General features: G+C 37.1%; 21 protein-coding genes. 12 read left to right on the top strand and 9 right to left on the bottom strand.

The window, feature by feature from the left end; translation table 11 throughout:
- The first annotated feature begins 107 nt into the window (after positions 1–107).
- From G525_RS0102125 to G525_RS0102115, 3 genes are all read left to right on the top strand, one after another.
- On the top strand, positions 108–1,862 hold the full coding sequence (locus tag G525_RS0102125; RefSeq protein ID WP_027124678.1) for an ABC transporter ATP-binding protein: 1,755 nt from the start codon (positions 108–110) through the stop codon (positions 1,860–1,862).
- A 242-nt stretch (positions 1,863–2,104) separates the two neighbouring features.
- Entirely contained in the window at positions 2,105–2,494 is a 390-nt protein-coding gene (locus G525_RS0102120; protein ID WP_027124677.1) for a PUR family DNA/RNA-binding protein, read from the top strand.
- A 79-nt stretch (positions 2,495–2,573) separates the two neighbouring features.
- Positions 2,574–5,081: a M14 family metallopeptidase gene (locus G525_RS0102115; protein WP_027124676.1), complete on the top strand. Its 2,508-nt coding sequence runs from the start codon at positions 2,574–2,576 to the stop codon at positions 5,079–5,081.
- Here the strand turns inward: G525_RS0102115 and G525_RS0102110 are convergent.
- Together G525_RS0102110 and G525_RS0102105 are read right to left on the bottom strand one after the other, a co-directional pair.
- A complete protein-coding gene (locus G525_RS0102110) occupies positions 5,076–6,125 on the bottom strand; it encodes a 1-acyl-sn-glycerol-3-phosphate acyltransferase (RefSeq protein ID WP_245577711.1) in 1,050 nt (349 codons plus the stop codon). The genes G525_RS0102115 and G525_RS0102110 overlap by 6 nt on opposite strands.
- 10 nt (positions 6,126–6,135) lie before the next feature.
- The gene (locus G525_RS0102105; protein WP_027124674.1) at positions 6,136–6,471 is read right to left on the bottom strand and encodes a tRNA-binding protein; all 336 of its coding nucleotides are present in this window, start codon (positions 6,469–6,471) and stop codon (positions 6,136–6,138) included.
- A gap of 42 nt (positions 6,472–6,513) precedes the next feature.
- On the opposite strand from G525_RS0102105, the gene G525_RS0102100 reads away from it, so the two are divergent.
- The 3 genes from G525_RS0102100 to G525_RS0102090 all read left to right on the top strand — a co-directional run bounded on the left by G525_RS0102100 (position 6,514) and on the right by G525_RS0102090 (position 9,293).
- Positions 6,514–7,077, top strand: a complete 564-nt coding sequence (locus G525_RS0102100; protein WP_027124673.1) for a thioredoxin family protein — start codon at positions 6,514–6,516, stop codon at positions 7,075–7,077.
- A 76-nt stretch (positions 7,078–7,153) separates the two neighbouring features.
- Entirely contained in the window at positions 7,154–8,425 is a 1,272-nt protein-coding gene (locus tag G525_RS0102095) for a hypothetical protein (protein WP_027124672.1), read from the top strand.
- Between the two features lie 298 nt (positions 8,426–8,723).
- Complete coding sequence (locus G525_RS0102090; RefSeq protein WP_027124671.1) at positions 8,724–9,293, top strand: hypothetical protein; 570 nt, start codon at positions 8,724–8,726, stop codon at positions 9,291–9,293.
- Here G525_RS0102090 and G525_RS0102085 read toward each other — a convergent pair.
- Both G525_RS0102085 and G525_RS21965 read right to left on the bottom strand, forming a co-directional pair.
- Positions 9,280–10,803: a GH3 family acyl-acid amido synthetase gene (locus tag G525_RS0102085; RefSeq protein WP_027124670.1), complete on the bottom strand. Its 1,524-nt coding sequence runs from the start codon at positions 10,801–10,803 to the stop codon at positions 9,280–9,282. The genes G525_RS0102090 and G525_RS0102085 overlap by 14 nt on opposite strands.
- 26 nt (positions 10,804–10,829) lie before the next feature.
- Entirely contained in the window at positions 10,830–11,147 is a 318-nt protein-coding gene (locus G525_RS21965; protein ID WP_084647681.1) for a four-helix bundle copper-binding protein, read from the bottom strand.
- Between the two features lie 241 nt (positions 11,148–11,388).
- On the opposite strand from G525_RS21965, the gene G525_RS0102075 reads away from it, so the two are divergent.
- Positions 11,389–11,991 carry a beta/alpha barrel domain-containing protein gene (locus G525_RS0102075; protein WP_027124668.1) on the top strand — a complete coding sequence of 201 codons (603 nt, stop codon included), beginning with the start codon at positions 11,389–11,391 and terminating at the stop codon, positions 11,989–11,991.
- Positions 11,992–12,006: 15 nt separating this feature from the next.
- Here G525_RS0102075 and G525_RS0102070 read toward each other — a convergent pair whose 3' ends face one another.
- Positions 12,007–14,160, bottom strand: a complete 2,154-nt coding sequence (locus G525_RS0102070; protein WP_027124667.1) for a TonB-dependent receptor — start codon at positions 14,158–14,160, stop codon at positions 12,007–12,009.
- Positions 14,161–14,318: 158 nt separating this feature from the next.
- Here G525_RS0102070 and G525_RS0102065 point away from each other — a divergent pair, with 158 nt between their 5' ends.
- The 3 genes from G525_RS0102065 (at position 14,319) to G525_RS0102055 (ending at position 16,285) form a co-directional block, all read left to right on the top strand.
- Positions 14,319–14,987 carry a lysoplasmalogenase gene (locus tag G525_RS0102065; RefSeq protein WP_027124666.1) on the top strand — a complete coding sequence of 223 codons (669 nt, stop codon included), beginning with the start codon at positions 14,319–14,321 and terminating at the stop codon, positions 14,985–14,987.
- Positions 14,988–15,144: 157 nt separating this feature from the next.
- Positions 15,145–15,639 (top strand): RNA polymerase sigma factor, encoded by a 495-nt coding sequence (locus tag G525_RS0102060; RefSeq protein ID WP_027124665.1) that lies wholly within the window; start codon positions 15,145–15,147, stop codon positions 15,637–15,639.
- A gap of 4 nt (positions 15,640–15,643) precedes the next feature.
- Positions 15,644–16,285: a hypothetical protein gene (locus G525_RS0102055; protein ID WP_027124664.1), complete on the top strand. Its 642-nt coding sequence runs from the start codon at positions 15,644–15,646 to the stop codon at positions 16,283–16,285.
- 198 nt (positions 16,286–16,483) lie between these two features.
- On the opposite strand, the gene G525_RS0102050 is transcribed toward G525_RS0102055, so the two are convergent.
- Together G525_RS0102050 and G525_RS0102045 are read right to left on the bottom strand one after the other, a co-directional pair.
- Positions 16,484–17,293 (bottom strand): lysophospholipid acyltransferase family protein, encoded by an 810-nt coding sequence (locus G525_RS0102050; RefSeq protein ID WP_027124663.1) that lies wholly within the window; start codon positions 17,291–17,293, stop codon positions 16,484–16,486.
- Positions 17,294–17,380: 87 nt separating this feature from the next.
- On the bottom strand, positions 17,381–18,022 hold the full coding sequence (locus G525_RS0102045; RefSeq protein ID WP_027124662.1) for an NUDIX hydrolase: 642 nt from the start codon (positions 18,020–18,022) through the stop codon (positions 17,381–17,383).
- A gap of 6 nt (positions 18,023–18,028) precedes the next feature.
- Here G525_RS0102045 and G525_RS0102040 point away from each other — a divergent pair, with 6 nt between their 5' ends.
- Entirely contained in the window at positions 18,029–18,736 is a 708-nt protein-coding gene (locus G525_RS0102040; protein ID WP_027124661.1) for a peptidylprolyl isomerase, read from the top strand.
- 62 nt (positions 18,737–18,798) lie between these two features.
- Positions 18,799–20,955 (top strand): M3 family metallopeptidase, encoded by a 2,157-nt coding sequence (locus G525_RS0102035; RefSeq protein WP_027124660.1) that lies wholly within the window; start codon positions 18,799–18,801, stop codon positions 20,953–20,955.
- 406 nt (positions 20,956–21,361) lie between these two features.
- Here G525_RS0102035 and G525_RS0102030 read toward each other — a convergent pair whose 3' ends face one another.
- A complete protein-coding gene (locus tag G525_RS0102030; protein WP_027124659.1) occupies positions 21,362–21,988 on the bottom strand; it encodes a trimeric intracellular cation channel family protein in 627 nt (208 codons plus the stop codon).
- A 309-nt stretch (positions 21,989–22,297) separates the two neighbouring features.
- On the bottom strand, positions 22,298–23,014 hold the full coding sequence (locus tag G525_RS0102025; RefSeq protein ID WP_027124658.1) for an RDD family protein: 717 nt from the start codon (positions 23,012–23,014) through the stop codon (positions 22,298–22,300).
- Positions 23,015–23,020 lie beyond the last annotated feature (6 nt).

The following is a 23,020-nucleotide window of genomic DNA, read 5'->3' as shown; positions in this document are numbered from 1 at the left end:
AAACGATATAAAAGTAACATTAAAAAAATAAACCAATATTAAAGTATTAGTAAAATTATAATCGCTAAACTGGAATATTCTGAAATGCAACCGGTCTTTATTACTAAATGAAAGAGTTACAACACGTCAATAAATATTTTTACAAGTACAGATATAAATTACTCGCAGGTATTTTAATTACCATTGTTGCAAGGATATTTCTTCTTTTTACGCCAGAGTTAGTGGGTAATTCTGTTGATATTATTGATAATTACAGAAAAGGCATCACCTCAGATTTAGGAACGGTTAAAAGCGAATTGCTCCTCAACATATTTTATATTATTGGCGCTGCAATTATAGGTGGTGTCTTTACCTTTTTGATGAGACAGACCATCATTTACGTGTCGCGACAGATAGAATACGATTTAAAAAACGAAGTCTATCAGCAATACCAACGGTTATCCTTAGATTTTTACAAATCTAACCGCACAGGCGATTTGATGAGCCGTATTAGTGAAGATGTGGGCAAGGTCCGAGAATACGCTGGTCCTGCGCTGATGTACAGTATCAATACGGTTACCCTTTTTATTATTGCTCTTATACTGATGTTCAACTCAGCACCTACACTGACTTTGTACACCATTATCCCCTTGCCAATCCTCTCTTACTTTATTTATATTTTAAGCAAAGCCATCCACAAACGCAGTACCGTAGTACAACAATGGCTGGCAAAACTGTCAACCTTTACACAGGAAACATTTAGTGGAGTTAGCGTGATCAAGTCCTACGGGATTGAAGACGTAACCAATGCTGACTTTGATAAATTATCTTCAGAAAGCAGACAAAAAAATATTGACTTAGCTAAGATTCAAGCTCTATTTTTTCCGTTAATGATCTTTTTAATTGGGCTAAGTAATATTATAGTGATCTATATAGGTGGAAAACAATATATTGATGGCGAAATTGAAAGTTTAGGCGTTATTGCCAAATTCATTATTTATGTCAACCTTCTTACCTGGCCGGTAGCTACTGTAGGCTGGGTAACTTCCGTAGTTCAACAAGCTGAAGCCTCACAAAAGCGGATCAATGAGTTTTTAAAACAAGAACCCAGCATAAAAAACAATACTACAGAGCCTTCTCACATTGAAGGGAAAATCGAGTTTAACGAGGTTACTTTTACCTATCCTGACACCAATATAACCGCGTTGAAAGAGGTGAGCTTTACGCTCCAAAAAGGGGAAACCATGGCCATTATTGGTAAAACAGGATCGGGAAAATCGACCATCTTAGATCTTATTGGACGACTATACGACGTCAACTCAGGTGAGATTAAAATTGACAACACGCTTATCGAAAATTTAAATTTAACCAGTTTAAGAGATCACATTGGTTATGTGCCCCAAGACGCATTTTTGTTCTCTGACTCCATTAAAAACAACATCATGTTTGGAAAAGAGGATGCGACAGAAGAAGAAGTGATCACCGCTGCTAAAAATGCCGATGTCCATAAAAACATCAAAGGTTTTAGCAAGGGATACGATACGGTTTTAGGTGAACGCGGAATGACTTTATCAGGCGGACAAAAGCAACGGATCTCCATAGCACGAGCGATTATCAAAGCACCGCAGATTTTATTGTTTGACGACTGTTTATCGGCGGTAGATACTGAAACTGAAGAAAAAATCCTGAACAATCTAAGAACCATTACTAAGGGCAAAACAACCGTCATTGTCAGCCACCGAGTGTCCTCAGCCAAAAGTGCCGACAAAATTATTGTTCTCGATGCCGGGAAGATTATACAAACAGGCAATCATGATACCTTAATAGGTGTGGATGGCTATTACAAAGAACTCTATATGAAACAGCTTACAGAAAACCAATAAGATTTCTGAACTCATGAATTCGAAAAATTTAAACCAATCCTTTGCATTAAACGCTTTAAAAAACTTAACAGATTCAAAACCTAGCCACTAAAGCGTTTACGTTCTGTTGCATGCCATCCCCTCTAGAGACATAAGAAAAAGATTCTTAATAGTTCCTTAAAAGAAATATCAAAAATGTTGGTTACTATTCTTTTTTTTTAGATTTTTGGTACGTAAACTGTTACTAATTAAAATAAAAATTTATGAGTGATCACGGAATGATGGAGAAAGAGGAAATATTCTCTAAAGTATTGCGCGCAGGAAGAAGAACGTATTTTTTTGACGTTAGAGCCACAAAGGCTGGGGATTATTACCTTACTATCACAGAAAGTAAAAAATTCACAAATGACGATGGTTCTTTTCACTACAAAAAGCATAAAATTTATCTTTACAAAGAGGATTTCAGCGAATTTAATGAGATTTTAAAAGAAATGACAGATTACGTCATTGACGAAAAAGGTGGCGAAGTGATTAGCGAACGTCATCAAAAAGATTTCAAAAAAGATGAATTCGATTCAGAAGACACCACTTCAGATTCAGCCTCAATTAAACCTGTTGAAAGATTTACAGACATCAATTTTGAGGACATCTAAACTATAAGAACCTAAAAGAATAATTAAACCGCGACTTTGAGTCTCGGTTTTTTTATATTTATACTTTAACTATATCCATATGAAATTTCTACTCAATCTTCTTCTTCTATCCTCTTGTTTGATCTATGGTCAAAAGGAAACTGACCTATCTTATTATTTGCCCCAAAACACTAGCTATAACGCTGCCATTCCAACACCACAATCGGTTATAGGGCATGACGTTGGTGAGTGGCACATTACTCACGACAAGTTGGTGGAATACATGAAGGCGCTCGCAGAGAGTTCAGATAGGATTACCTTAGAAAACAGAGGATCAACCTATGAAGGTCGTCCTTTAATCCTGCTCACCATTACCTCTCCAAAAAACCATCAGAATATTGACAACATCCGTCAGCAACATATTGCAGCCACTGAAGACAACAATTCAGTAAACACCAGCAATATGCCTATTGTAGTCAATCAAGGGTTTTCCATACATGGCAATGAACCAAGTGGTTCCAATGCTGCGCTTTTGGTCGCTTATTATCTCGCTTCCGCAGAAAGTGATGACGTCAAAAACCTGTTGGACCACGCGATCATACTTCTTGACCCTTCATTCAATCCTGACGGGTTACAGCGTTTTGCCTATTGGGCAAATTCCAATAGAAGTAAAAACCTGAACCCTGATCCCAATGATCGGGAATATAAGGAAGTTTGGCCAGAAGGAAGAACCAATCATTATTGGTTTGATATGAACAGGGATTGGTTGCCAGTGCAATTGCCAGAATCTAGAGCTAGAATAGAGACTTTTCACAAATGGCTGCCTAACATTTTGACTGACCATCATGAAATGGGCACCAACTCGACGTTTTTCTTTCAACCGGGAATTCCGAGTAGAACCCATCCTCTAACCCCACAACTCAATCAGGATCTGACTAAACGCATCGGTAATTTTCATGCCAAAGCGCTCGATAAAATTGGCTCATTTTACTATACAGAAGAGAGTTTTGACGACTTTTATTACGGAAAAGGCTCTACTTTTCCTGACATTAACGGAGGCATCGGCATTCTTTTTGAACAAGCCAGTTCTAGGGGTCATGTTCAGGAAAGTGAAAACGGACTATTGACATTTCCGTTTACCATTCGCAATCAGTTTACTGCGGCCTTATCTACTTTAGAAGCCGCCAAAGAAATGCGCGAGGACATCTTAAACTATCAACATGACTTCTTTAAAAACGCACGAAGTGAAGGCAACAAGGAGAAAGGAAAAAACATTGTTTTTGGTGATGCTAAAGATGCTGCCAAAACCTTTGAATTGGCAGAAATACTAAGAAGACATCAAATTATTATCCATGAGCTCAAAGAAGACGCTACCATAGATGGCAAGAAATTCAAGAAAGGCTATAGCTATGTCATTCCAAAAAATCAGAAAAACACCCGTTTAATCAACGGCATGTTTGAAAAGCGCACCACATTTAAAGACAGCTTGTTTTATGATGTATCGGCGTGGACCTTACCATTGGCTTTCAACTTAGATTATGCTGAAGGGGTGGCTTCATCAAATTTGGGTAATCAAGTGACGCAATTAGAAATGAAACCGGGCCAAGTTGCTGCAAAAAGCAGCTATGGTTACCTCATGGAATGGCACGAATATTATACGCCCAAAGTCCTCAATCAAATTCTTAAAAACGACTTACGAGCAAAAGTTGCGATGCAACAATTTGGCATCAACGGAAAAGAATATGATTATGGAACCATTTTGATCCCTGTGCAAAATCAGTCCAAAAACACCGATGAACTCTACGCTTTTTTAAATGAGTTAGCCAAAGAAGCACATGTGCAAATAGATGCTGTTTCAACGGGCTTGTCCTCTGGTATTAATTTAGGAAGTAATCAGTTTAAATCTTTGACACTTCCAAAAGTGGCCCTTATTATTGGAAATGGTGTTTCCTCGTATGATGCGGGTGAAATCTGGCATTTGCTTGACCAACGTTATGATATGATCGTCACGAAATTGGACACTGACAATTTAGGCCGTGCAGATCTCAGTCGTTACAACACAATTATTCTGCCAAGTGCCAGTCTCAACAAGGCAGACACTGAGAAATTGGCTGGTTGGGTAGAAAATGGCGGAACGCTGATAGGTTTTAAAAACACCTTACGATGGATGAACACCAATAAATTTATGAAATTGGATTTTAAAAAATCTGAAAGGGTTGCTAAAGACATCACTTACGAGCAACGCGCAGACTACAATGGCGCTCAAGTCATAGGAGGTGCTATTTTTGAAGCCAAATTGGATCGCTCCCATCCCATTAATTTTGGTTATAAAAACGACAAATTGCCATTATTTAGAAATTCAACGCTTTTTGTAAAAGCAGATAAACAGAGTTTTAATAATCCGATCCAGTACACTAAAAATCCACTTTTGAGTGGCTATATCTCTAAACCAAACTTAGATAGCTTGGCCATGACTGTACCTTATCAAATGCAGCGCATGAAACGCGGTAAAGTAGTTGCTTTTACTGACAATACCAACTTTAGGGCATTTTGGTTTGGCACCAATAAACTGATGATGAATGCCATATTTTTTAGGGAAGAATTATAATTTAACCGCAATCAGATCTAATAAAAACACACTCACAAGGTACAAAAGCGCATAAAACAATCCGAAACTCAACCCTAATACTGTTGCCATGAGCAACATAAAAATGGGCACAACCGTTATAACTAAGGCAAACCGGAAGGTTGCCGTAAATTCAGGTTCCTTAACTTTTGGCTCCAAAATAAATTTCCAAATGCCATATGGAAGAAAAAGACTAATGGCCAATACGACTTTGGCTACAGATTTTATCCTGTTTTTTGATGTACTTGATCGTGTTTGGCAATTATTAAAATTATCCGCCAGGCATTGATTGACAACTTTAGGATTAAGAAAATCTGCGTTACAACTTTGTAATTTCTGAAGTGTCACTGTGTAATTATCACAATCAATATGAGTAGTGAGCTTGGTCAAGGCCTCATAGACATCGTGTTTTAATCTTAATACTGAAGAATTTTGAGCCAAGGGCACGTATTTCTCTACTGATAAGGGCGCACCAAAATGCAACACTACATGATCTCCAAAATCTTCTGGAGCCTTGTAGTTGAAACCGACGGGCACCAACTGAATGTCAAGTTGGGGATGGTCAGTTATTGTTTCTGCTATGATTCGTGTAAAACCCTTACTTAAAGGTCTTACATAGCGTTTTATGTTATGGTTTCCTTCCGGAAATAATACGATCGCATTTTTATCATAAAGCAGTTGGGAACAGTTTTTAAATACCGTCTTGTTCTTTGATAAATTATCCCATCCATCTCTTATGCGATACACAGGTATCATCAACAAGCTTTGGAGAAACTTACTGATCCATGCTTTCTGAAAAACGCTGGCACGGGTTAAAAAATAAGAAAACTGGCCCCTTTTTGTAGCAATCAACAGCGGATCCATAAGACCATTCTGATGGTTCCCCAGATAAAGTCGGGCTTGATCTGGTTTTAAAGGTACTTCATAATTGATTTCAATCTTTTTAAAATAAAAAAATAAGGCCAATCTGAGATAACTCCGCATACTGTGCAACAATAGCAATTGCATTTTGGTACTTTTCTTCAATATTCACAATTTAAACTACTGTTGAACCATTTTTAACCCGGACTTCTGGACTTAATAAGTAAACATCTTTATTATCTACAGCTCCAATCACCAAACATTCACTCATAAATTTGCCAATCTGTTTTTTTGCGAAGTTAACAACCGCTACAATCTGCCTGTCCAATAGCTCTTCTTTCGAGTAAAGCGTGGTAATTTGTGCTGAAGATTTTTTAATTCCCAAGGGACCAAAATCAATAAGTATCTGATAGGAAGGGTTTCTAGCTTCAGGAAAATCATTGACTTCAACAATAGTTCCTACCCTTAAATCAACTTTGGAAAAACCCTCAAAAGTCATTATCTTTTCCATAAATAAAATTTAAAATAAATCATAAGATAAAAAAACAATGTCATGGCCCAAACTCCCTCAAATATGCTGCCACTAGGTACCAAAGCACCTTATTTTAATTTGCTGGATACCCTAAGCGATGAAAAGCTTACTTTAAATGATTGTAAGGGCATCAAAGGCACGGTCGTCATGTTTATTTGCAACCATTGCCCATTTGTAAAACATGTCAATTCAAAATTGGTGAAATTCGCAAAAGATTACAAATCAAAAGGCATTAATTTTGTAGCTATCTCTAGTAATGATGTCATTAAATATCCTCAAGACGGACCAGAATTTATGAAAAAAACTGCTATTGATGAAGGTTACATTTTTCCATATTTATATGATCAATCCCAAAATGTTGCCAAAGCCTATAATGCAGCGTGTACACCAGACTTTTATTTATTTGATTCCAATTTAGAATTGGTTTATAGAGGGCAATTTGATGATTCACGACCAGGAAATAGCATTCCTGTTACCGGAGAAGACATCAGTAATGCGCTCAATGCGTTACTCAACAACCAACCAATATCCAACGATCAAAAACCCAGTATTGGATGTAATATTAAATGGCGGAAGGAGCATTAAAAATAAATGTATTACAATTTAAATTGAAATAATAAATCTAATTTTGCTCCAAATTCAATACTAAGACCAGCATATCATGAAAAGGATTTTTCTAATTTTAATCGGAGTTCTTATCTTTTTTATCATTTTGATTTATTGGTCTCTAAACAGTACCCCAGAAAATTACAAAACCTCAGCCATTGTCAATCATGACAATATCAATTCAATTAATTTTCAAGATTACGATTCGCTCACCATTGCTGCGAGCACGCTATATGAAGCCAATGAATTAAAAAAATTGATGCAAGGTGAACATTATCGGAAAGCATGGGCCACCCCAATAAAGGTTCCCGTAGTTTTTTTAGACACGCTTTTAGGGGGGCTTACCATTATAAAAGAAGGAGGCGGCAACCAAACAAAATCTCTAAAGCTTAAGGATAGTATCGGTAATAAATATGCCTTAAGAAGTATTAATAAAACTCCTGCACCATTAGTACCAGAATTCGCAAAAACCTTAGGACTGGAAAACATCATTGTTGATGGTATTTCTGCACAACATCCCTATGCCGCAACAGTAGTCGCAACGCTGGCCGACGCAGCGCACATTTTACATACCGCACCGCAACTCGTTTTTATTCCGAAACAAGAGACCTTAAAGGAGTACAACGAGAATTATGGAAATAAACTCTTTCTCTTTGAACATGAAACTGAAAGCGATACCAACTGGACGGTTATTAAAGATGTGCGTACCATTATTGAAACGGATGACTTACAAAAGCTAAAATTAGAGCTAGGCACAGCACTAAAGATTGATGAACATGCCTTAGTGAGGGCAAGACTGTTCGATCTAATTATTGGCGATTGGGACAGGCATGCCAAACAATGGGGATGGGTCATTAAAAAAGAACAGTATGGAGAAATAGCCATTCCGTTGCCAGGGGATAGAGACAATGCTTTTTTTACCATTAGCGGCATCATTCCTAATATTATTTCAAATAAAAATGTCACACCGGAAGTGCGGCCATTTCAAGATGAAATCGAATATCTTCCTGGTTTGATTCACGATTTTGATGCCTATTTTCTAAAGCGTACACCCCAAACAGTATTTGTGGAAGAAGCACAGCAACTGCAATTATTATTGACCGATACGATGATTGAAAAAGCCATGCGACAATGGCCTAAGCAGATTTATGAGTTAGATGGACTTGACATTGAGAAAAAATTAAAAAGCAGAAGAGACGAAATAGTGACCTACGCAAAAGAATTTCAACGAATTTTAAATGAAAAGGACTATCCAACAGCACCATTAAAAGGTTCAGAAAACCTTGATCTCAATGGCCATTACTTGAAGTGTTTTGAATGCTTCTAGACTATCTTTCTCATAAAACTCGTGAAAACAGGAAAAAACGGTTCTATAAACCGCCTTTTTCAAATTGTGGAGCAAAAAAATTGATAACATATCGGTGTTAAAAAAAACACCGTTAAAGGCTCAAAAAATAGTCCTATTCCTTCGGGTGGAATGTCTTAAAAGATATCAACTTTAATCCTTTTACTCTTACGTTAAATAAAAGTAAAATTGGCTAATTTTCTCTCAAAATAAATGTATTTTATGCTTTAGACTTATGAAACACCTCATTTATTTAATACTATTAATTTTTAGCACTTCAATGAACGCACAACATATAATTCCTGATTCCATAGCAAAAGAAATCAATATTGCGCTGGCACATTATCCAGAACTTAAAGACACACAAATAGAATTCAGATTTAAAAAAAAGATCAAAAAATCCACCATGCAGGCAAGACCTACTTTTGGTAGCTTCTTTAGAAGTGGAAAGAACAGACGCTATGTCGTTTTGATAAGTGAAACTATTAAAATTACCGACAAAAGGTTTCTTACTAAAGATATTCCTTCTGACATTCTTGTAGGGTGGATTGGTCATGAATTGGGTCATATCATGGATTATACCGACAGAAGCAAACTTAATTTGATGTGGTTTGGAATTAAATATGTATTTTCTGATAGTCATATTGTAGAAGCTGAACGTGCTGCAGACACCTACGCCGTAGAGCATAACATGGAAGAGTACATTTTGAAAACCAAGGATTTTATTCTGAATAACGCTGAAATACAAGATGCCTACAAACTCCGGATTAAAAAATATTATTTATCTCCAGAAGAAATTATGGACATCATAGAAAAAAGAAATTCAGAAGCAGAAGCTATAGTTCCTTAACAAACGCCTCCCATTCCTTGAATTTATCTTCGTTCATCACGCGTTCCATTTTTACTTGACCACCCTTTTTCTTATTGGCGCCACTCCATTCATGAAACACTGACGGATTTACAAATTTCACCTTAACCCCTTTTAAGGCTTTACTTCGGGCAACTTTATAATTTTTGTTGGCAGCCTTTAAGAAATTATCTAAACTTTCTGAAACTTTCATCGCATCGTGGGCATCTTCAGTTCCAATATACCAACAATGGTAAAACTCATCATCTTCACAACGCTTTGCGCATATGGTATATTCAGGAATTTTTGTAGAAAACTCCGCTTCCAGATGCTTCATGGCATCATCCATTTTATTGACTGATAATTGAGATCCTACGGTATTAAGGAAAAACTTAGTACGCCCGGTAATTTTTATCTCAGCACGTTCTACATCCGTAAACGCAATAGTGTCTCCAATTTCATAACGCCACGCCCCACTTACCGTACTCATTATTAGAACATAATCTTGATCTAATTGTACCTCTTTTAAAGTAATGGAAGGCGCATCCGTTATCAAGGAACCATCCTCATTGATATATTCGGGTTTAAAGGGGACAAATTCAAAGTAAACTCCCTCATCAGTCACTAATTGCATCGCATCAGTATCCGGTCGTGCTTGGAATGCCACAAATCCTTCTGAAGCCAAATAAGTATCTATAATGGTTATAGGATGGCCCATAAGAGCATTGAAACTTTTTTCATATGGTCCAAAAGCAACACCTCCAGAAGTAAAAACTTGAAGGTTAGGCCAAATTTCATGGATATGGTTCAGGTTATGGTAACTGATCACTTTTTGAATCATTAGTTCAATCCAAGATGGAATTCCGCTTAAAGCACCAATATCCCAATTTTCAGCATTTTCAGCAATCCGCTGTACCCGTGCATCCCAATCATCAATTTTAGAGATCTCCTCTCCTGGCTTATAATAACTTCTAAACCAAAACGGAATATTGCTGGCACTAATGCCACTTATCTCGCCTTCTAAATGATCATTGTGTTCTTTCAACTCTGTGGAACTGCCAAGCATCATAATTTCCTTTTCAAAAAAATCGGCTGGAAAATCAAAATTACTTAGGGCAAACACCTGTTGAATACCCGTATTTTTAATGGCATCAATCATCTCGTCAGTTACAGGAATCCGCTTGCTTGTTTTTCCGGTCGTGCCAGAACTCAACGCAAAATATTTAGGATGCCCAGGCCAAGTGACATCATCTTCACCATCTTGAAGTCGATACCACCATTCTTTTTGAATTTTATTATAGTCAAAATAAGGAACCTTGATTGCAAAAGCGCTCGCAGGATCTTCTGATTCTAATAGCGTTTCAAAATCATAATGTTTGCCAAAAGCGGTATGCTTAGCCTTATTTAAAAGTTTTTCTAAAACTTCTTTCTGTTCTTGAACAGGATTTTTTTCTGAAGACAAGGAATCTTTGACATCAATGAATCCTTTAATAATATTGCCTAGTATTGCCATGGGCTAAAAATAAAAATAAGATAAAATTATGCTGCCATTTTTCGACATTCTTCAGCACATCTTTTGCAAGATTCTGCACATTTTTGACAATGTTCATGCTCATGTTGACCACATTGCTCCGCACACCAATCGCAAATTTCTGCACATAGTTTACAATATTCTGCTGCATGATCACTATCTGCAGCCATCATTTTGATGGACAACAAACACGCATCTATACATTCTATACAGCACTTTGGACAATCATTCATACTTTTCATTCCCGCCATTTCAACGAGGCAGTTTTGACAATCTACCAAACATTTTTGGCAGGCTTCGATACATTTTTGATACGCTGTTTTCATAATAAATAGTTTTACGCAATATCTTTAATTTACACATGGCATAGTGTTGCAATTAATAAAAGCTTTAACTCTTTTCACTTATCCTATTGTCCTGCATCACCAATTCCCCAAAATTTATTATTTTGAAAACTTCCTTGTCTTGTTTTCGAGAATCTTTGAAGATATTTGTAATCTCTGATATCAATAGAGAATAGCAGTCCTGAATTGTTCAAAATTCAGGTTACAAATATATTTTTAGATAATGATCATACTTTTAGCCTCCCAAGAAGACATAAAAAATGAAGCACAAATTCTGAATCAGCTTTTTGAGTTTAGTTTAGAGTGTTATCATCTAAGTAAACCTTATAAAAACCATCAAGAACATACCGATTTTTTAAATGAAATAGATTCAAATTACCTGAATAGAATTGTCCTCCACAATTTTCATGAGTTAACCAATGAATTTGATATAAAAGGAATCCATTTTGAAGAAGAGATACGAAGAGCTTATATTGAAACCCCTACCCGCTATTTTAAAGATTTGAATCTGTTCGGGAAAACGATCAGTTCTTCTTTTCATGAATTAAAGGAATTAGATGCTAGCGACTTTGAATTTGATTATCATATCCTAGACCTTGGAACATTTTCGACCTCCAATCCAAATCACACGATCAAAGAACCGGATGTCAACCTTATCGATAAGGCAATTATTGCTATGGGAGATATTAATAAAAATCATATTCGTGAAGTCCTTGATTTAGGCTTCAAAGGCGCTGTTATATCTAAAAGCATCTGGGAAAGCGATGAGCCTGTACAAAGTTTTATCGATCTAAAAGCTATTTATGATACTCTTATCAAACTATAAGCGAAAGGCTATCATTTACAAATTATCCAATTGATTATCGGTTCCATCGTCACTTATGGTCCAAAAGAAGCCTACAAAAAAGAACTGATCAGCAGCCGGCCGTAAAGGTCTTCTTACAAATTCTCCCGTTGCATCTGCCATATTCGCATATTGATACCCATTGATGTTTTTAAACCCTAAGACATTGTTCACCGAAAAATATAGAATCTTTTGAGGACTTAATAAATACGCCCAATTCAGACTTAAATTATTATAGGATTTCGTTTTGGCATTCAAAAATCCATCCTGATTCGGATCCGTATAATTTCTACCAGAAGCAAATGCATAACTGAACCCTACTTGACTTTTTAGAGCATCTATCCAATATTTGCCCACAACGGAAATATTGTGCGTATTGACAAAATTTGGCTGTGTGGCATAAGGATAGTTCTTGTAATCTCTTTCAGTGTCCAAAATTGAATAGCTCACCCAATAATCGACATTCTTGATGTTTCTATTATCACGCCAAAACATATCGATCCCCTTGGCATAACCACTGCCTGAATTGTCAAAATTAGTATCAAAATTTATAAATTCTGAATCGTATTTTACCAAACCTTTATATTGTTTGTAGTAAGCTTCTGCCCTAAAAATCCGACCTTCGACATTGAATTGATAATTAAAAATATAATGGGTTGTATTTTGCGGACTGAGCGCTTGATCGAACTTTAAAATGTCGTTACTCGGATTTTGATAAAAATTGCCATACGCCAATGATACCTGACTGCTTTTAGTGGTCTTGTAAGCCAATGATACACGTGGCGCAACATCTGTAGCCTCCAGTAACTGACTATAATCTGCCCGCAGACCAGCCTTCAATGCCAACTTTTTTGAGAAAATAACATCCGTCTCAACAAAGGCAGCTGTAATGTTATTGGTAAAACCATACACCGTAGTAGGATTTACTTCGTCCTGAAAAGCTTCATTAAAGCGACTGGAAAAATACTCTGCACCAAAATTTAGTTTAAATCGGTTGCTAAATCGGCGTTTCAATTTAAATTTTGCGTGATACGAATTTTCAACATTGTCGATATCGCTATCCAAAATGCTTACGTCAGTTGGGCCGTGTGTGTAACTTAAGCCACCAAAAACAGACCAGACGTTGGTCAACATGCCTTGATAGGAGCCATTAAAATAGAGGTTCTTATTGTTGAGTTTGAAATGGACGCCTTCAGAATAGTTGATATCCTCTTGGGTCAATTCAAAGTTGGACACATCAAAAGCCGTGTAAAGTTTTAGTTGTCCTTTATCAAAATGACGTCTGTAAACTGCTTCTCCTGAAGCCGATTCAAAAGGCTTCTCCCATTCATTTCGATCCGGAAAAAGCGCAATATATGGTGCCAAATTAATATATGACGCATTCACACTTAGCGAGCTTTTATTCCATTTTTGGGTATTTCCAACTCCAGCCCCCAAGGTCATTAACGAAATGTCCGTTTTATTCTGATCCGCTTCATCGATCGTATTGAGCAAAAGAACGCTTGAGAGTGCCTGACCATATTCAGCAGAATAACCACCTGTTGAAAATGTTATCCCATCAAACAAAAATGGAGAATAGCGCCCACGAGTTGGCGCATCATTAGTCGTTGGACTATAAGGCGTAAACACACGGATGCCATCAATAAAAATTTGGGTTTCTTCAGCTTCTCCTCCGCGCACAAATAAACGTCCGTCCTCAGCTACGGTCGTTGTTCCCGGTAAAGTTTGCAGCGCTCCTACAAAATCGCCTAAGGCACTTGCAGTAGTTACCACATCCAAAGGTTTTAATACCGAAACTTTGCTGTTATCTCCAGCTTCAAAAGTGCCCGCCGAAAGAACTACGGCATCCAAGGTATTGACATCTTCCCGAAGTTTAATCTGCATCTCAGTCATGGTTTTAACCTCTGCAAGTTTTTTATAGGTCTCAAAGGAGAGAAAGGAAACAATAAGCATTTGTGTGCCAGTTTCGGATGTCGTAAAGGAAAACGCACCTAAAGTATTTGTTGTGCCACCATCGTAAGCCCCTTCCAAAAACACATTGGCACCTTCAATTGGCAATCCTTTGAAATCGGTAACCCTGCCTGAAATTTTCGTTTGGGAATTGCTAATTGAAGCAATCAAAAGTAGTAATAAGGTAATTAGAAGTTTCATAATGACGGTCTGATTTATTGATGGCACAAATGTGGAGCGAATCAGGCAGAATGAAAATTCAGAAGTCCCGAACTGTTATAATTTAAGGATGAATTGCAGATTGAAGAATTTAGCCTTTTATACGATCATTTTAGTATATTAGAAGCAAATTCCAGCCCATGTTGACCAAGACCGATAAACATTTCGCAGTATTATTTTTCCTACTTATCGTTGCGGAGCTCGTCTGTGGAAGTGTAGAACGTCTTTCAACATGGCATTATATTACAAAACCGTCGTTGCTGATTGCTTTGATTTTCTATTTCAACAACCAAAGCAAAACCCTGAATTTAAAAACAAGAATTTTCACCCTAACAGCTTTGGGTTTTTCCTTATTGGGCGATATTTTATTAATGTTTGTGGACCAATCCCAAAACTTCTTTATGTTTGGTTTGATTTCATTTTTGCTGGCACACATTTTTTATTGTTATATTTTTCTCACCAATAGAAATTCTAAAAAGAATCCAATGGGCTTAATTTTGGTTTTACTCATTTATGCCATTGGCCTTTTTTATCTGATGAAAGATGGCTTACAAGACTTATTGATTCCCGTAATTATTTATATGCTCTTCATTTTATTAATGACCGTAACCGCATTTTTGAGATATAGGACACCTGCTTCAAATAGTTACATGTTGGTTTTAGTGGGCGCTATATTATTTGTAGTTTCGGACAGTATCCTAGCCTTAAACAAATTTTATATGCCTTTCGGTTTTGCAAGCTTTAGCATCATGCTAACTTATGCTTTGGCGCAGTATTTTATCGTCTTAGGACTTTTAAAACAACCATAGGCTTTATCAATACTGAACAACTAAATAATTGCATATAAAACATTTAAACCATATTATAGAAAGTTTTAATTCAACTCAATATTGAGGTAAAAATAAACTAAAAAATCTGTAACAATCCCCATAAACCAACTACTAATACTGCAACTAACTAATTGATTTGGACAAAGAATTAGAACATAATTTTGTTGCGTTGCTTGAAGAGCATCAAAATATTGTGCACAAAGTTTGCCGACTCTACACTAACCATAGAGAGGCGCATAATGATTTATTTCAGGAAATCACCATCCAATTATGGAAGGCCTACCCGAAGTTTCGTGGTGATGCTAAATTTAGCACGTGGATGTACCGTGTGGGTTTAAACACAGCCATTACTTTATATCGGAAATCTAAGCGTACAATTAATACGTACGAACTGGACATCTATCAGTTTAAGATAAAAGCGGAAGATTATGATGACACGGAAGAGCAGCAATTAAAACTACTCTATTCAGCAGTCCATCAATTAAATGATATTGAAAAAGCACTTGTCTTGCTTTATTTAGAGGATAAAGATTATAAAGAGATAAGTGAAACCTTGGGAATCAGCGAGGTGAATGCGAGAGTAAAAATGAACAGGATCAAGAACAAACTAAGAACAATATTAAATCCGTAATTATATGGATGAATTAGAACTATTAAAAAAGCATTGGAAGAAACAGGATACCGAATACCCTCAGGTTTCCGCCAATGACATCTATAAAATGATCCTAAAGCGGTCATCGTCCATTGTTAAGTGGATTTTTATCATCAGTATATTAGAATTTGCCTTATGGACGTTTCTTTCCTTTTTCTTAAAAGATCATAAAGACGCACAACATTTCGATAAATTTGATTCAGACTTTCTTCTAATCCCATTAACTGTTTTAGGTTATATCATATTGATTTATTTTTTCTATTTATTCTACAGAAATTTCAAAAGGATTTCCGTTACCGACAGTGCCAAGGTTTTGATGGAGAACATTCTTAAAACGCGGAGAACAGTAAAAAACTATGTGTTTTTCAATTTAGCGTTCATGGCCATTACTTTTGTTGCCGTTCTGTATATTGAATTTGATCAGGACAAAGCCTTCATCAGCAAAGCGCAAACGGCTGCCGCTAACGGAGAAGTCTTTATGTTTTATGCTAAGACAATTTTGATTGTGGCCGGGGTTCTGGCCGTTTTTGGAGCGGTTTTACTGTTCTTTTACTGGCTAATTTATGGCTTGTTGTTAAGAAAGCTAAATAGAAACTATAAAGAATTGAAGAAGCTGGAAATGTAGGTCACTGGCAATTCAGAAGTTATCAATATTCCCTATTGAATGTTAGGTTTGAGCTAGATATGCATATTTGCCAGATGGCTAGATAGAACCCTTCTTCGCTTGATTCTTATAGAAGTTTCTTAATAAATGAACTTCAAAAAACACTAAAATTCTTGTCTAAAAACTTTAGTATGAAAAGTTGATTAAATCAGAAACCTATCAATCCTCAATCTTATATCTGCGAAGTCTGTTCAACTCTTCTTGAGCCATGATCTCCTCTTGAGGAATTACTTTTAGAAATGATGCATGCTGCTCAATGGCATATTCAATTTTCTCCACGATTTGATCAATACTTTCGTTTTCGTAATCGATATCCAATGGGGCTTTTATTTCCATTGATTGTAGAATATTTTTCTTTTTAACGCGCAGGCCTTTTTTATCGAAAGAGCGTCTAAAACCGTCAATCACCACGGGCACCACAACGGGTTTGTAGCGTTTAATAATATGTGCGGTCCCTTTTCGAATAGGTTTAAATGGTGTCGTTGTGCCCTGCGGGAAGGTAATGACCCATCCATCGTCCAGAGCCTTAGAGATCATCGTAATGTCACTCATTTTCACTTGCCGATTCACTTCTTTTCCTTCGGCCCTCCATGTGCGTTCAATACTGATTGAACCGACATACGCGAATATTTTTGGCAACAAACCAGATTTCATGGTTTCCTTGGCCGCCACATAATAAATATTCAATTTTGGATCCCATAAATAACCGATATTCTTAATATTATCCTCCCTATTACTCAAACTCGCATTAAAGACATGAAACATCGCCACAACATCTGCAAAATAAGTTTGATGATTGGAAATGAAAAGTACGTTCGTGTCCGGTAGGTTTCTGATAATTTCAGACCCTTCAATATGAAGTTCATTAAACCCTCTAAAACGTCTGTGAGTCATGGCACCCAATATGCGGATAAGCCATTTTTTCACAAAAAGTATGTGTCCAAAAGGGTTTCTCTTAAATAATCCCATTATTTTATTTATGTATTATAATTTACTAGTCAATTCACTAGGCAACTTCAATATATTTCAGAAAACAAATTTAGTAAAAACCTCAACTTAGAGCACAGTTTTTATCAAGTCTTTTATTTCGCTGAGCATCATGGCTGTTGCTCCCCAAACCGTATGGCCATTCAATTTAAAAACTGGCACCTCTACCTCCTTATTTAAAGAAGTCATGAGCATTTGGGTACCCACATGATCTTCATTTATAAAATCGTTGAAGCTCACCTCAATCAAGTCCTCCACCTCATCATCTTGTTTAATGAATTCTGGTGTTTGCTGAGTTATGCCCAAAAAAGGATAGACCGTAAAATTACTTGGCGGAATATACAAGGTGCTCATTGCCTTTAAAACCTTGATGGCACCAATAGGAACCCCTACTTCTTCAAAAGTCTCCCTGAGCGCTGCATATTCCAACGACGGGTCTTCAGGTTCTAACTTTCCTCCAGGGAAACCTACTTGCGCAGAATGTACGCCACTATAGGTTTTTCTCAAAATCAAAATCAATTTGGTTTGATGTTCCAAATCAGGATAAAATAATGCCATTACACCCGCCTTTCTAGAATTTTTCATTAGCTCGCCCTGTCTTTCAATCAGCTTTAACCGATAGGAAGGGGACATTTTAATCTGTGAATCATTTCCTGGGAGTGGAATATGTTCTATTTTTGAGATAGATTTTAAAAATGTATCAAAATCCATTCAGATATGAGAATTTTAATGTTCGTGGGTGTATGTATCATGTTTCTTAATTGTGAAGATAAACAATCTCGTCAAAACAAAAATGATTCGCCTAAAGATTCTTTAACCACAGAAACCCATCACACTGAAAAAGAGCCTTCCGTAAAAAAACAACGGAAGTTCCCAAAACTTACGGATCAGAATGCAATGGATTTTTTCTTGAAATACGACAAAGAACACAAGGAAAACAAAGTGCGCATTACTACCGATTTTGGAACTATAGATATTCTTCTGTATGATGAAACCAAATTCCACCGTGCCAATTTCATCTTCTTGACCAAACAGCACTATTTTGACAACACACAATTTTATCGCATCGTCAATAACTTTGTCATCCAAGGAGGCAATAGTGACGACATGTCGATAGCAGAAAGACGACAAGAAATTGGCCAATACCTGCTGCCTCCAGATACCAATCGTGGTTACGTGCATGACAGAGGTGCGATTAGCATGCCCAGTAGCGAAATTGACAATGCCTATAAATTGGCCTCACCCTATCAATTCTTTATTGTGCAACAACAAGGAGGTGCCCATCATCTTGATGGCAGTTATACTGTTTTTGGAAGAGTGACCAATGGCATGGACGTGGTTGATGAAATTGCTGCTCAAGAAACCGATGGCTCAGAATGGCCTCTAAAAAACATCTACATCCGTAACGTTGAAATTATAAAATAATTAAGAAAATTGCCCTTTAATTTCGATATCTTGGAAGACTTTAAAAATTAACACTAAAACCAATGACAAAAAACAACCTGAAACACATTAAAACCTTGAGTTTATTTGCGCTTATTGCTTTTTCAAGCTGTAAAGAAGAAGAAAAAAAGGAAAACACTATGGCTACAAATGATAATGTCCTCCTACAAGAATGGACAGGCCCTTATGATGGTGTTCCGGCATTTGACAAGATGAATGTAGAAGATGTTAAGGAAGCTGTTGAAAAAGGAATGGAGCTAGGCTTGGCAGATATTGAGAAAATAGCCAACAATCCTGAACCTGCAACTTTTGAAAATACAATAGTTGCCATGGAACGCTCAGCAAAAGAGCTCAATCGCGTTTTTACATACTACGGAATTTTGAGCAGCAATATGTCCTCTCCAGAATTTAGGGACATTCAAGCCGAGTTAGCCCCTAAGCTGTCGGACTACAGTTCTAAAATATCCCAAAACGAAAAACTGTTCCAACGGATTAAAACCGTCTATGACGCCTCACAAAAAACACCTCTAGAAGCCGACCAGCAGCGTGTGGTTGATTTGACTTACAAAAGCTTTGAAATGAATGGCGCTAATTTAAACGCTGAGCAAAAGAAACGCTACGCTGAAATCAACAAGGAACTGTCATCAATCTATACCAAATTTTCGAACAACATTTTACATGACGAAGAGAATTATGTGACTTATTTAAATGAAGATCAATTGGGTGGACTATCAGAATCTTTTATCAAATCAGCTGCTAAAATAGCTTCAGATAAGGGCGAAGATGGAAAATATGCCATTACCAACACACGTTCTTCCATGGATCCGTATTTGACCTATTCTACTGAACGCGAACTGCGCAAGCAGGTATGGACCAACTATTATTCCCGTGGTGACAATGGTGACGAATATGACAACAACGATTTGATTGCACAAATCTTGAAACTTCGTAAAGAGCGCGTTGGGCTGATGGGCAATGACAATTATGCAGAATGGCGCTTACAGGACAGGATGGCTAAAACCCCAGAAAACGCAATGGATTTAATGATGGCTGTTTGGCCAGCTGCCATTGCACGGGTCAAGGAAGAAGTAGCGGATATGCAAGCTGTAGCCAATGCCAACGGCGACAAAATTACCATTGAACCTTGGGATTACAGATATTACGCCGAAAAAGTACGCCAAAAGAAATATGATTTGGATAGTGAAGAAGTTAAACAATATCTACAGCTTGATCAATTGACTCAAGCCTTGTTTTACACTGCCGGACGTTTGTTCAATTATAACTTTACGCCAGTAAAGGAAGGCAGCGTACCCGTTTTTCATGAAGATGTAAAAGTCTGGGATGTTACCGATAAGGATTCAGGCGAACATATTGGCTTATGGTATTTGGATCCGTTTGCTCGTGAAGGAAAGCGTTCTGGCGCTTGGGCAACCACATACCGTAGTCATACGACTTATGATGGCGACGAAACCGTTTTGGCGTCAAACAACTCCAATTTTGTAAAACCTGCTCCTGGTGAGCCTGTTTTAGTGTCTTGGGATGATGCGACGACATTTTTCCATGAGTTCGGTCACGCCTTGCATTTCTTTTCTTCAAATGTAAAATACCCAACTTTAAATGGTGGGGTTAGAGATTATACAGAATTCCAGTCGCAATTATTAGAGCGCTGGTTATCTACTGACGAAGTGATCAACCAATTTTTGGTACACTACAAAACTGGTGAACCTATCCCGACAGCATTGGTTGAAAAAATTAAAAAAGCATCCACGTTTAACCAAGGATTTGGAACGACAGAGTTTTTAGCATCAGCTTTGATGGACATGAAATTGCATTTGGCTGATCCCGAAAATATTGATATCGACAAATTTGAGCGTGAAACATTAAACGAAATGGGCATGCCAAAAGAATTGGTGATGCGTCACAGAACCCCTCAGTTTGGCCACGTCTTTTCAGGTGAAGGTTACGCTACAGCATATTATGGGTATATGTGGGCAGATGTTTTAACGGCAGATGCGTCAGAAGCATTTAAAGATGCACCAGGTGGTTTTTACGACAAAGAAATGGCTGATAAATTAGTGAAATACTTATTTGCACCAAGAAACTCTATGGATCCCGCAGAAGCCTATCGCTTGTTCAGAGGTCGCGACGCAAAAATTGAAGCTCTATTAAGAGACAGAGGTTTCCCTGTTCCAAAAAGTTAAATTTTAATTTTCTCATAAATTGAAAGCCACGCTAAAAAGCGTGGCTTTCTTATTCAGACTATTACAACGGGAACGGGCTAAAAAAAGCTTGTGAGATTTAAAAAATTCTTGATTCCAATATTGAAGGAAGATGTTTAAAGCAACCGGAAGAACAAGCCCGCCACAATAAATGGTAGGGAAACTTACCTGATAAAATTATTGGGCAAACCGCAATAGAGGCATTTGAAAAATACTTTTAATACCGACTGTAGGTCTGTTGCATTAGTGAAATATCAAGCAAAATATGTACTCATGACTTTTCAGCAAAGGGTCTGTGAAAATCAGTAAAATCCGTGTCAAAATTTTTAGAAGTTAAGCAAGACTCCCTCAACTAGATATCTATATGTCATTTCAAAGCCCACCTAAACTACGCTTTACTTTTGTTGTCACTCTTATACAAATTCGGTAAACTGATATTGAATTTTAAGGCAATTAACCTGACCGATATAACCACAGCACCCGCAATCATGAAAATCACGTTATCTTCTATTGGAAAGCGTCTTAAAAGAAAATAGGTGATGCCTCCCAATATACAAGCTGTGGCATAAATTTCCTTTGTTCTAAATATGACAGGAATTTCATTTGACAAAATATCTCTGATCACTCCACCAAAACAAGCTGTTATTGTTCCCAGTGAAATACAGATAATCGGATGCAACCCGGCCGTCAAACCTTTTTCAATACCCACAACTGTATAAAGCCCAATTCCGATGCTGTCAAAAAGCAGCAACGACGTACGCAAATAATTAATTTTCTGTTTAAAAATAATTGTAAAAACAGTAGCTCCAAAAATGACGTAAACATAAGTCATGTTGGTCATCCAGGTTACTGGCGTCAACCCAATTAAAATATCCCTTAAAGTACCCCCGCCTGCTGCCGTCACGAAAGCGATTATCAGCACGCCAAAAGGATCCATTTTTTTACTCATCGCTACCGATACACCAGAAATTGCAAAGGCAATCGTACCGAGAATGTCAAGGGTTTGTAGAAACATAGTTTTTCTAGAAAGTTATTTAGCGGTCAAAGATAACAACACCTGTTGAGCAATCAGAAATTTTAAGGGATTAAAATATCAATTTGCGTGTTTTATGTTTTTACAAAACCTCTAGAGATGAAAGGATTGAAAACAGTAAGTTCAAAATCTTGATGAGGTCTGAAATATGAGACTTTTATATGCTTTAATAGATAATAAAATTTCAGAATCGTAAGTCCATAACAAAATCAGGATAAGCCCTTCAACTGGGATCAGGACAAGATAAGTGACTCACACACATTTTCCGAAAAGGAAAATATGGTTCGCTGCTTACATACTTTGCGTATAGTAATTATAATCTTTTAAAATGGTATCTATAAATTGAATATCATTGCCATGAATCGCCTTTACGCCAATAACCTCTGTGATTTTGTTGCGAAGTTTAATCAAGGTTTGATAATCATTGGCTAATCTCGCTGTTGAGAAAGTGTCTTTAATAATCCGCGCATCATTATCAGAAAGCTTTATCACTGTTGGATATGTGGGCTGGTAATCATCTTGTAAATCTTCTAAAATTGTATGTCTGATACTCACTTTATCCCTTAACATTATCACAGAGGTTCCAGCGGCCATATCTCCCAAGCGCTGTGACCGTTTACTAAAAAGAATGACGAAGAACCCCAGCCCGAATATATAAATATCCACAATTCTAAAAAACCAACGCACTACATAATCAGCGAGGGAGGCTTGATACCCATCAATTTTCACCACTTTTATCTTCATCAGTTTTTTACCAATGGTCTGCCCTTCCAGGAGCGCTTCCAAGATCAAGGTATAAAACACAACAGGTAGACCTAGCAATGTATTAATACCAATCTGCGACCATTGATCCATGTCCTGAAAAGCTCCAATACTCATGTTCAACAAAGTGATATAGCCAATTTTGATAAGCATATCGATAATAAACGCCAACAAACGTTCCCCAACCCCTGAAGCGGTAAAATTAATTTTTACATTTTGGGTAGTGTTAATTTGTAACTCTGACATATTATA

This window comes from Gelidibacter mesophilus DSM 14095, from assembly GCF_000423005.1.
In the GTDB taxonomy this organism is placed as follows: domain Bacteria; phylum Bacteroidota; class Bacteroidia; order Flavobacteriales; family Flavobacteriaceae; genus Gelidibacter; species Gelidibacter mesophilus.
Note: the sequence above shows the minus strand (reverse complement) of the source record. Positions and strands in the feature narration are given on the sequence as shown.

Excerpts from the sequence above, each read along its gene's own strand:
- G525_RS0102030 (WP_027124659.1), bottom strand. The coding sequence starts at position 21,988 with ATGTTTCTACAAACCCTTGACATTCTCGGTACGATTGCCTTTGCAATT.
- G525_RS21965 (WP_084647681.1), bottom strand. The coding sequence starts at position 11,147 with ATGAAAACAGCGTATCAAAAATGTATCGAAGCCTGCCAAAAATGTTTG.
- G525_RS0102065 (WP_027124666.1), top strand. The coding sequence starts at position 14,319 with ATGTTGACCAAGACCGATAAACATTTCGCAGTATTATTTTTCCTACTT.
- G525_RS0102070 (WP_027124667.1), bottom strand. The coding sequence starts at position 14,160 with ATGAAACTTCTAATTACCTTATTACTACTTTTGATTGCTTCAATTAGC.
- G525_RS0102040 (WP_027124661.1), top strand. The coding sequence starts at position 18,029 with ATGAGAATTTTAATGTTCGTGGGTGTATGTATCATGTTTCTTAATTGT.
- G525_RS0102035 (WP_027124660.1), top strand. The coding sequence starts at position 18,799 with ATGACAAAAAACAACCTGAAACACATTAAAACCTTGAGTTTATTTGCG.
- G525_RS0102120 (WP_027124677.1), top strand. The coding sequence starts at position 2,105 with ATGAGTGATCACGGAATGATGGAGAAAGAGGAAATATTCTCTAAAGTA.
- G525_RS0102090 (WP_027124671.1), top strand. The coding sequence starts at position 8,724 with ATGAACGCACAACATATAATTCCTGATTCCATAGCAAAAGAAATCAAT.
- G525_RS0102050 (WP_027124663.1), bottom strand. The coding sequence starts at position 17,293 with ATGGGATTATTTAAGAGAAACCCTTTTGGACACATACTTTTTGTGAAA.
- G525_RS0102125 (WP_027124678.1), top strand. The coding sequence starts at position 108 with ATGAAAGAGTTACAACACGTCAATAAATATTTTTACAAGTACAGATAT.
- G525_RS0102115 (WP_027124676.1), top strand. The coding sequence starts at position 2,574 with ATGAAATTTCTACTCAATCTTCTTCTTCTATCCTCTTGTTTGATCTAT.
- G525_RS0102025 (WP_027124658.1), bottom strand. The coding sequence starts at position 23,014 with ATGTCAGAGTTACAAATTAACACTACCCAAAATGTAAAAATTAATTTT.
- G525_RS0102095 (WP_027124672.1), top strand. The coding sequence starts at position 7,154 with ATGAAAAGGATTTTTCTAATTTTAATCGGAGTTCTTATCTTTTTTATC.
- G525_RS0102075 (WP_027124668.1), top strand. The coding sequence starts at position 11,389 with ATGATCATACTTTTAGCCTCCCAAGAAGACATAAAAAATGAAGCACAA.
- G525_RS0102085 (WP_027124670.1), bottom strand. The coding sequence starts at position 10,803 with ATGGCAATACTAGGCAATATTATTAAAGGATTCATTGATGTCAAAGAT.
- G525_RS0102045 (WP_027124662.1), bottom strand. The coding sequence starts at position 18,022 with ATGGATTTTGATACATTTTTAAAATCTATCTCAAAAATAGAACATATT.
- G525_RS0102055 (WP_027124664.1), top strand. The coding sequence starts at position 15,644 with ATGGATGAATTAGAACTATTAAAAAAGCATTGGAAGAAACAGGATACC.
- G525_RS0102105 (WP_027124674.1), bottom strand. The coding sequence starts at position 6,471 with ATGGAAAAGATAATGACTTTTGAGGGTTTTTCCAAAGTTGATTTAAGG.
- G525_RS0102100 (WP_027124673.1), top strand. The coding sequence starts at position 6,514 with ATGGCCCAAACTCCCTCAAATATGCTGCCACTAGGTACCAAAGCACCT.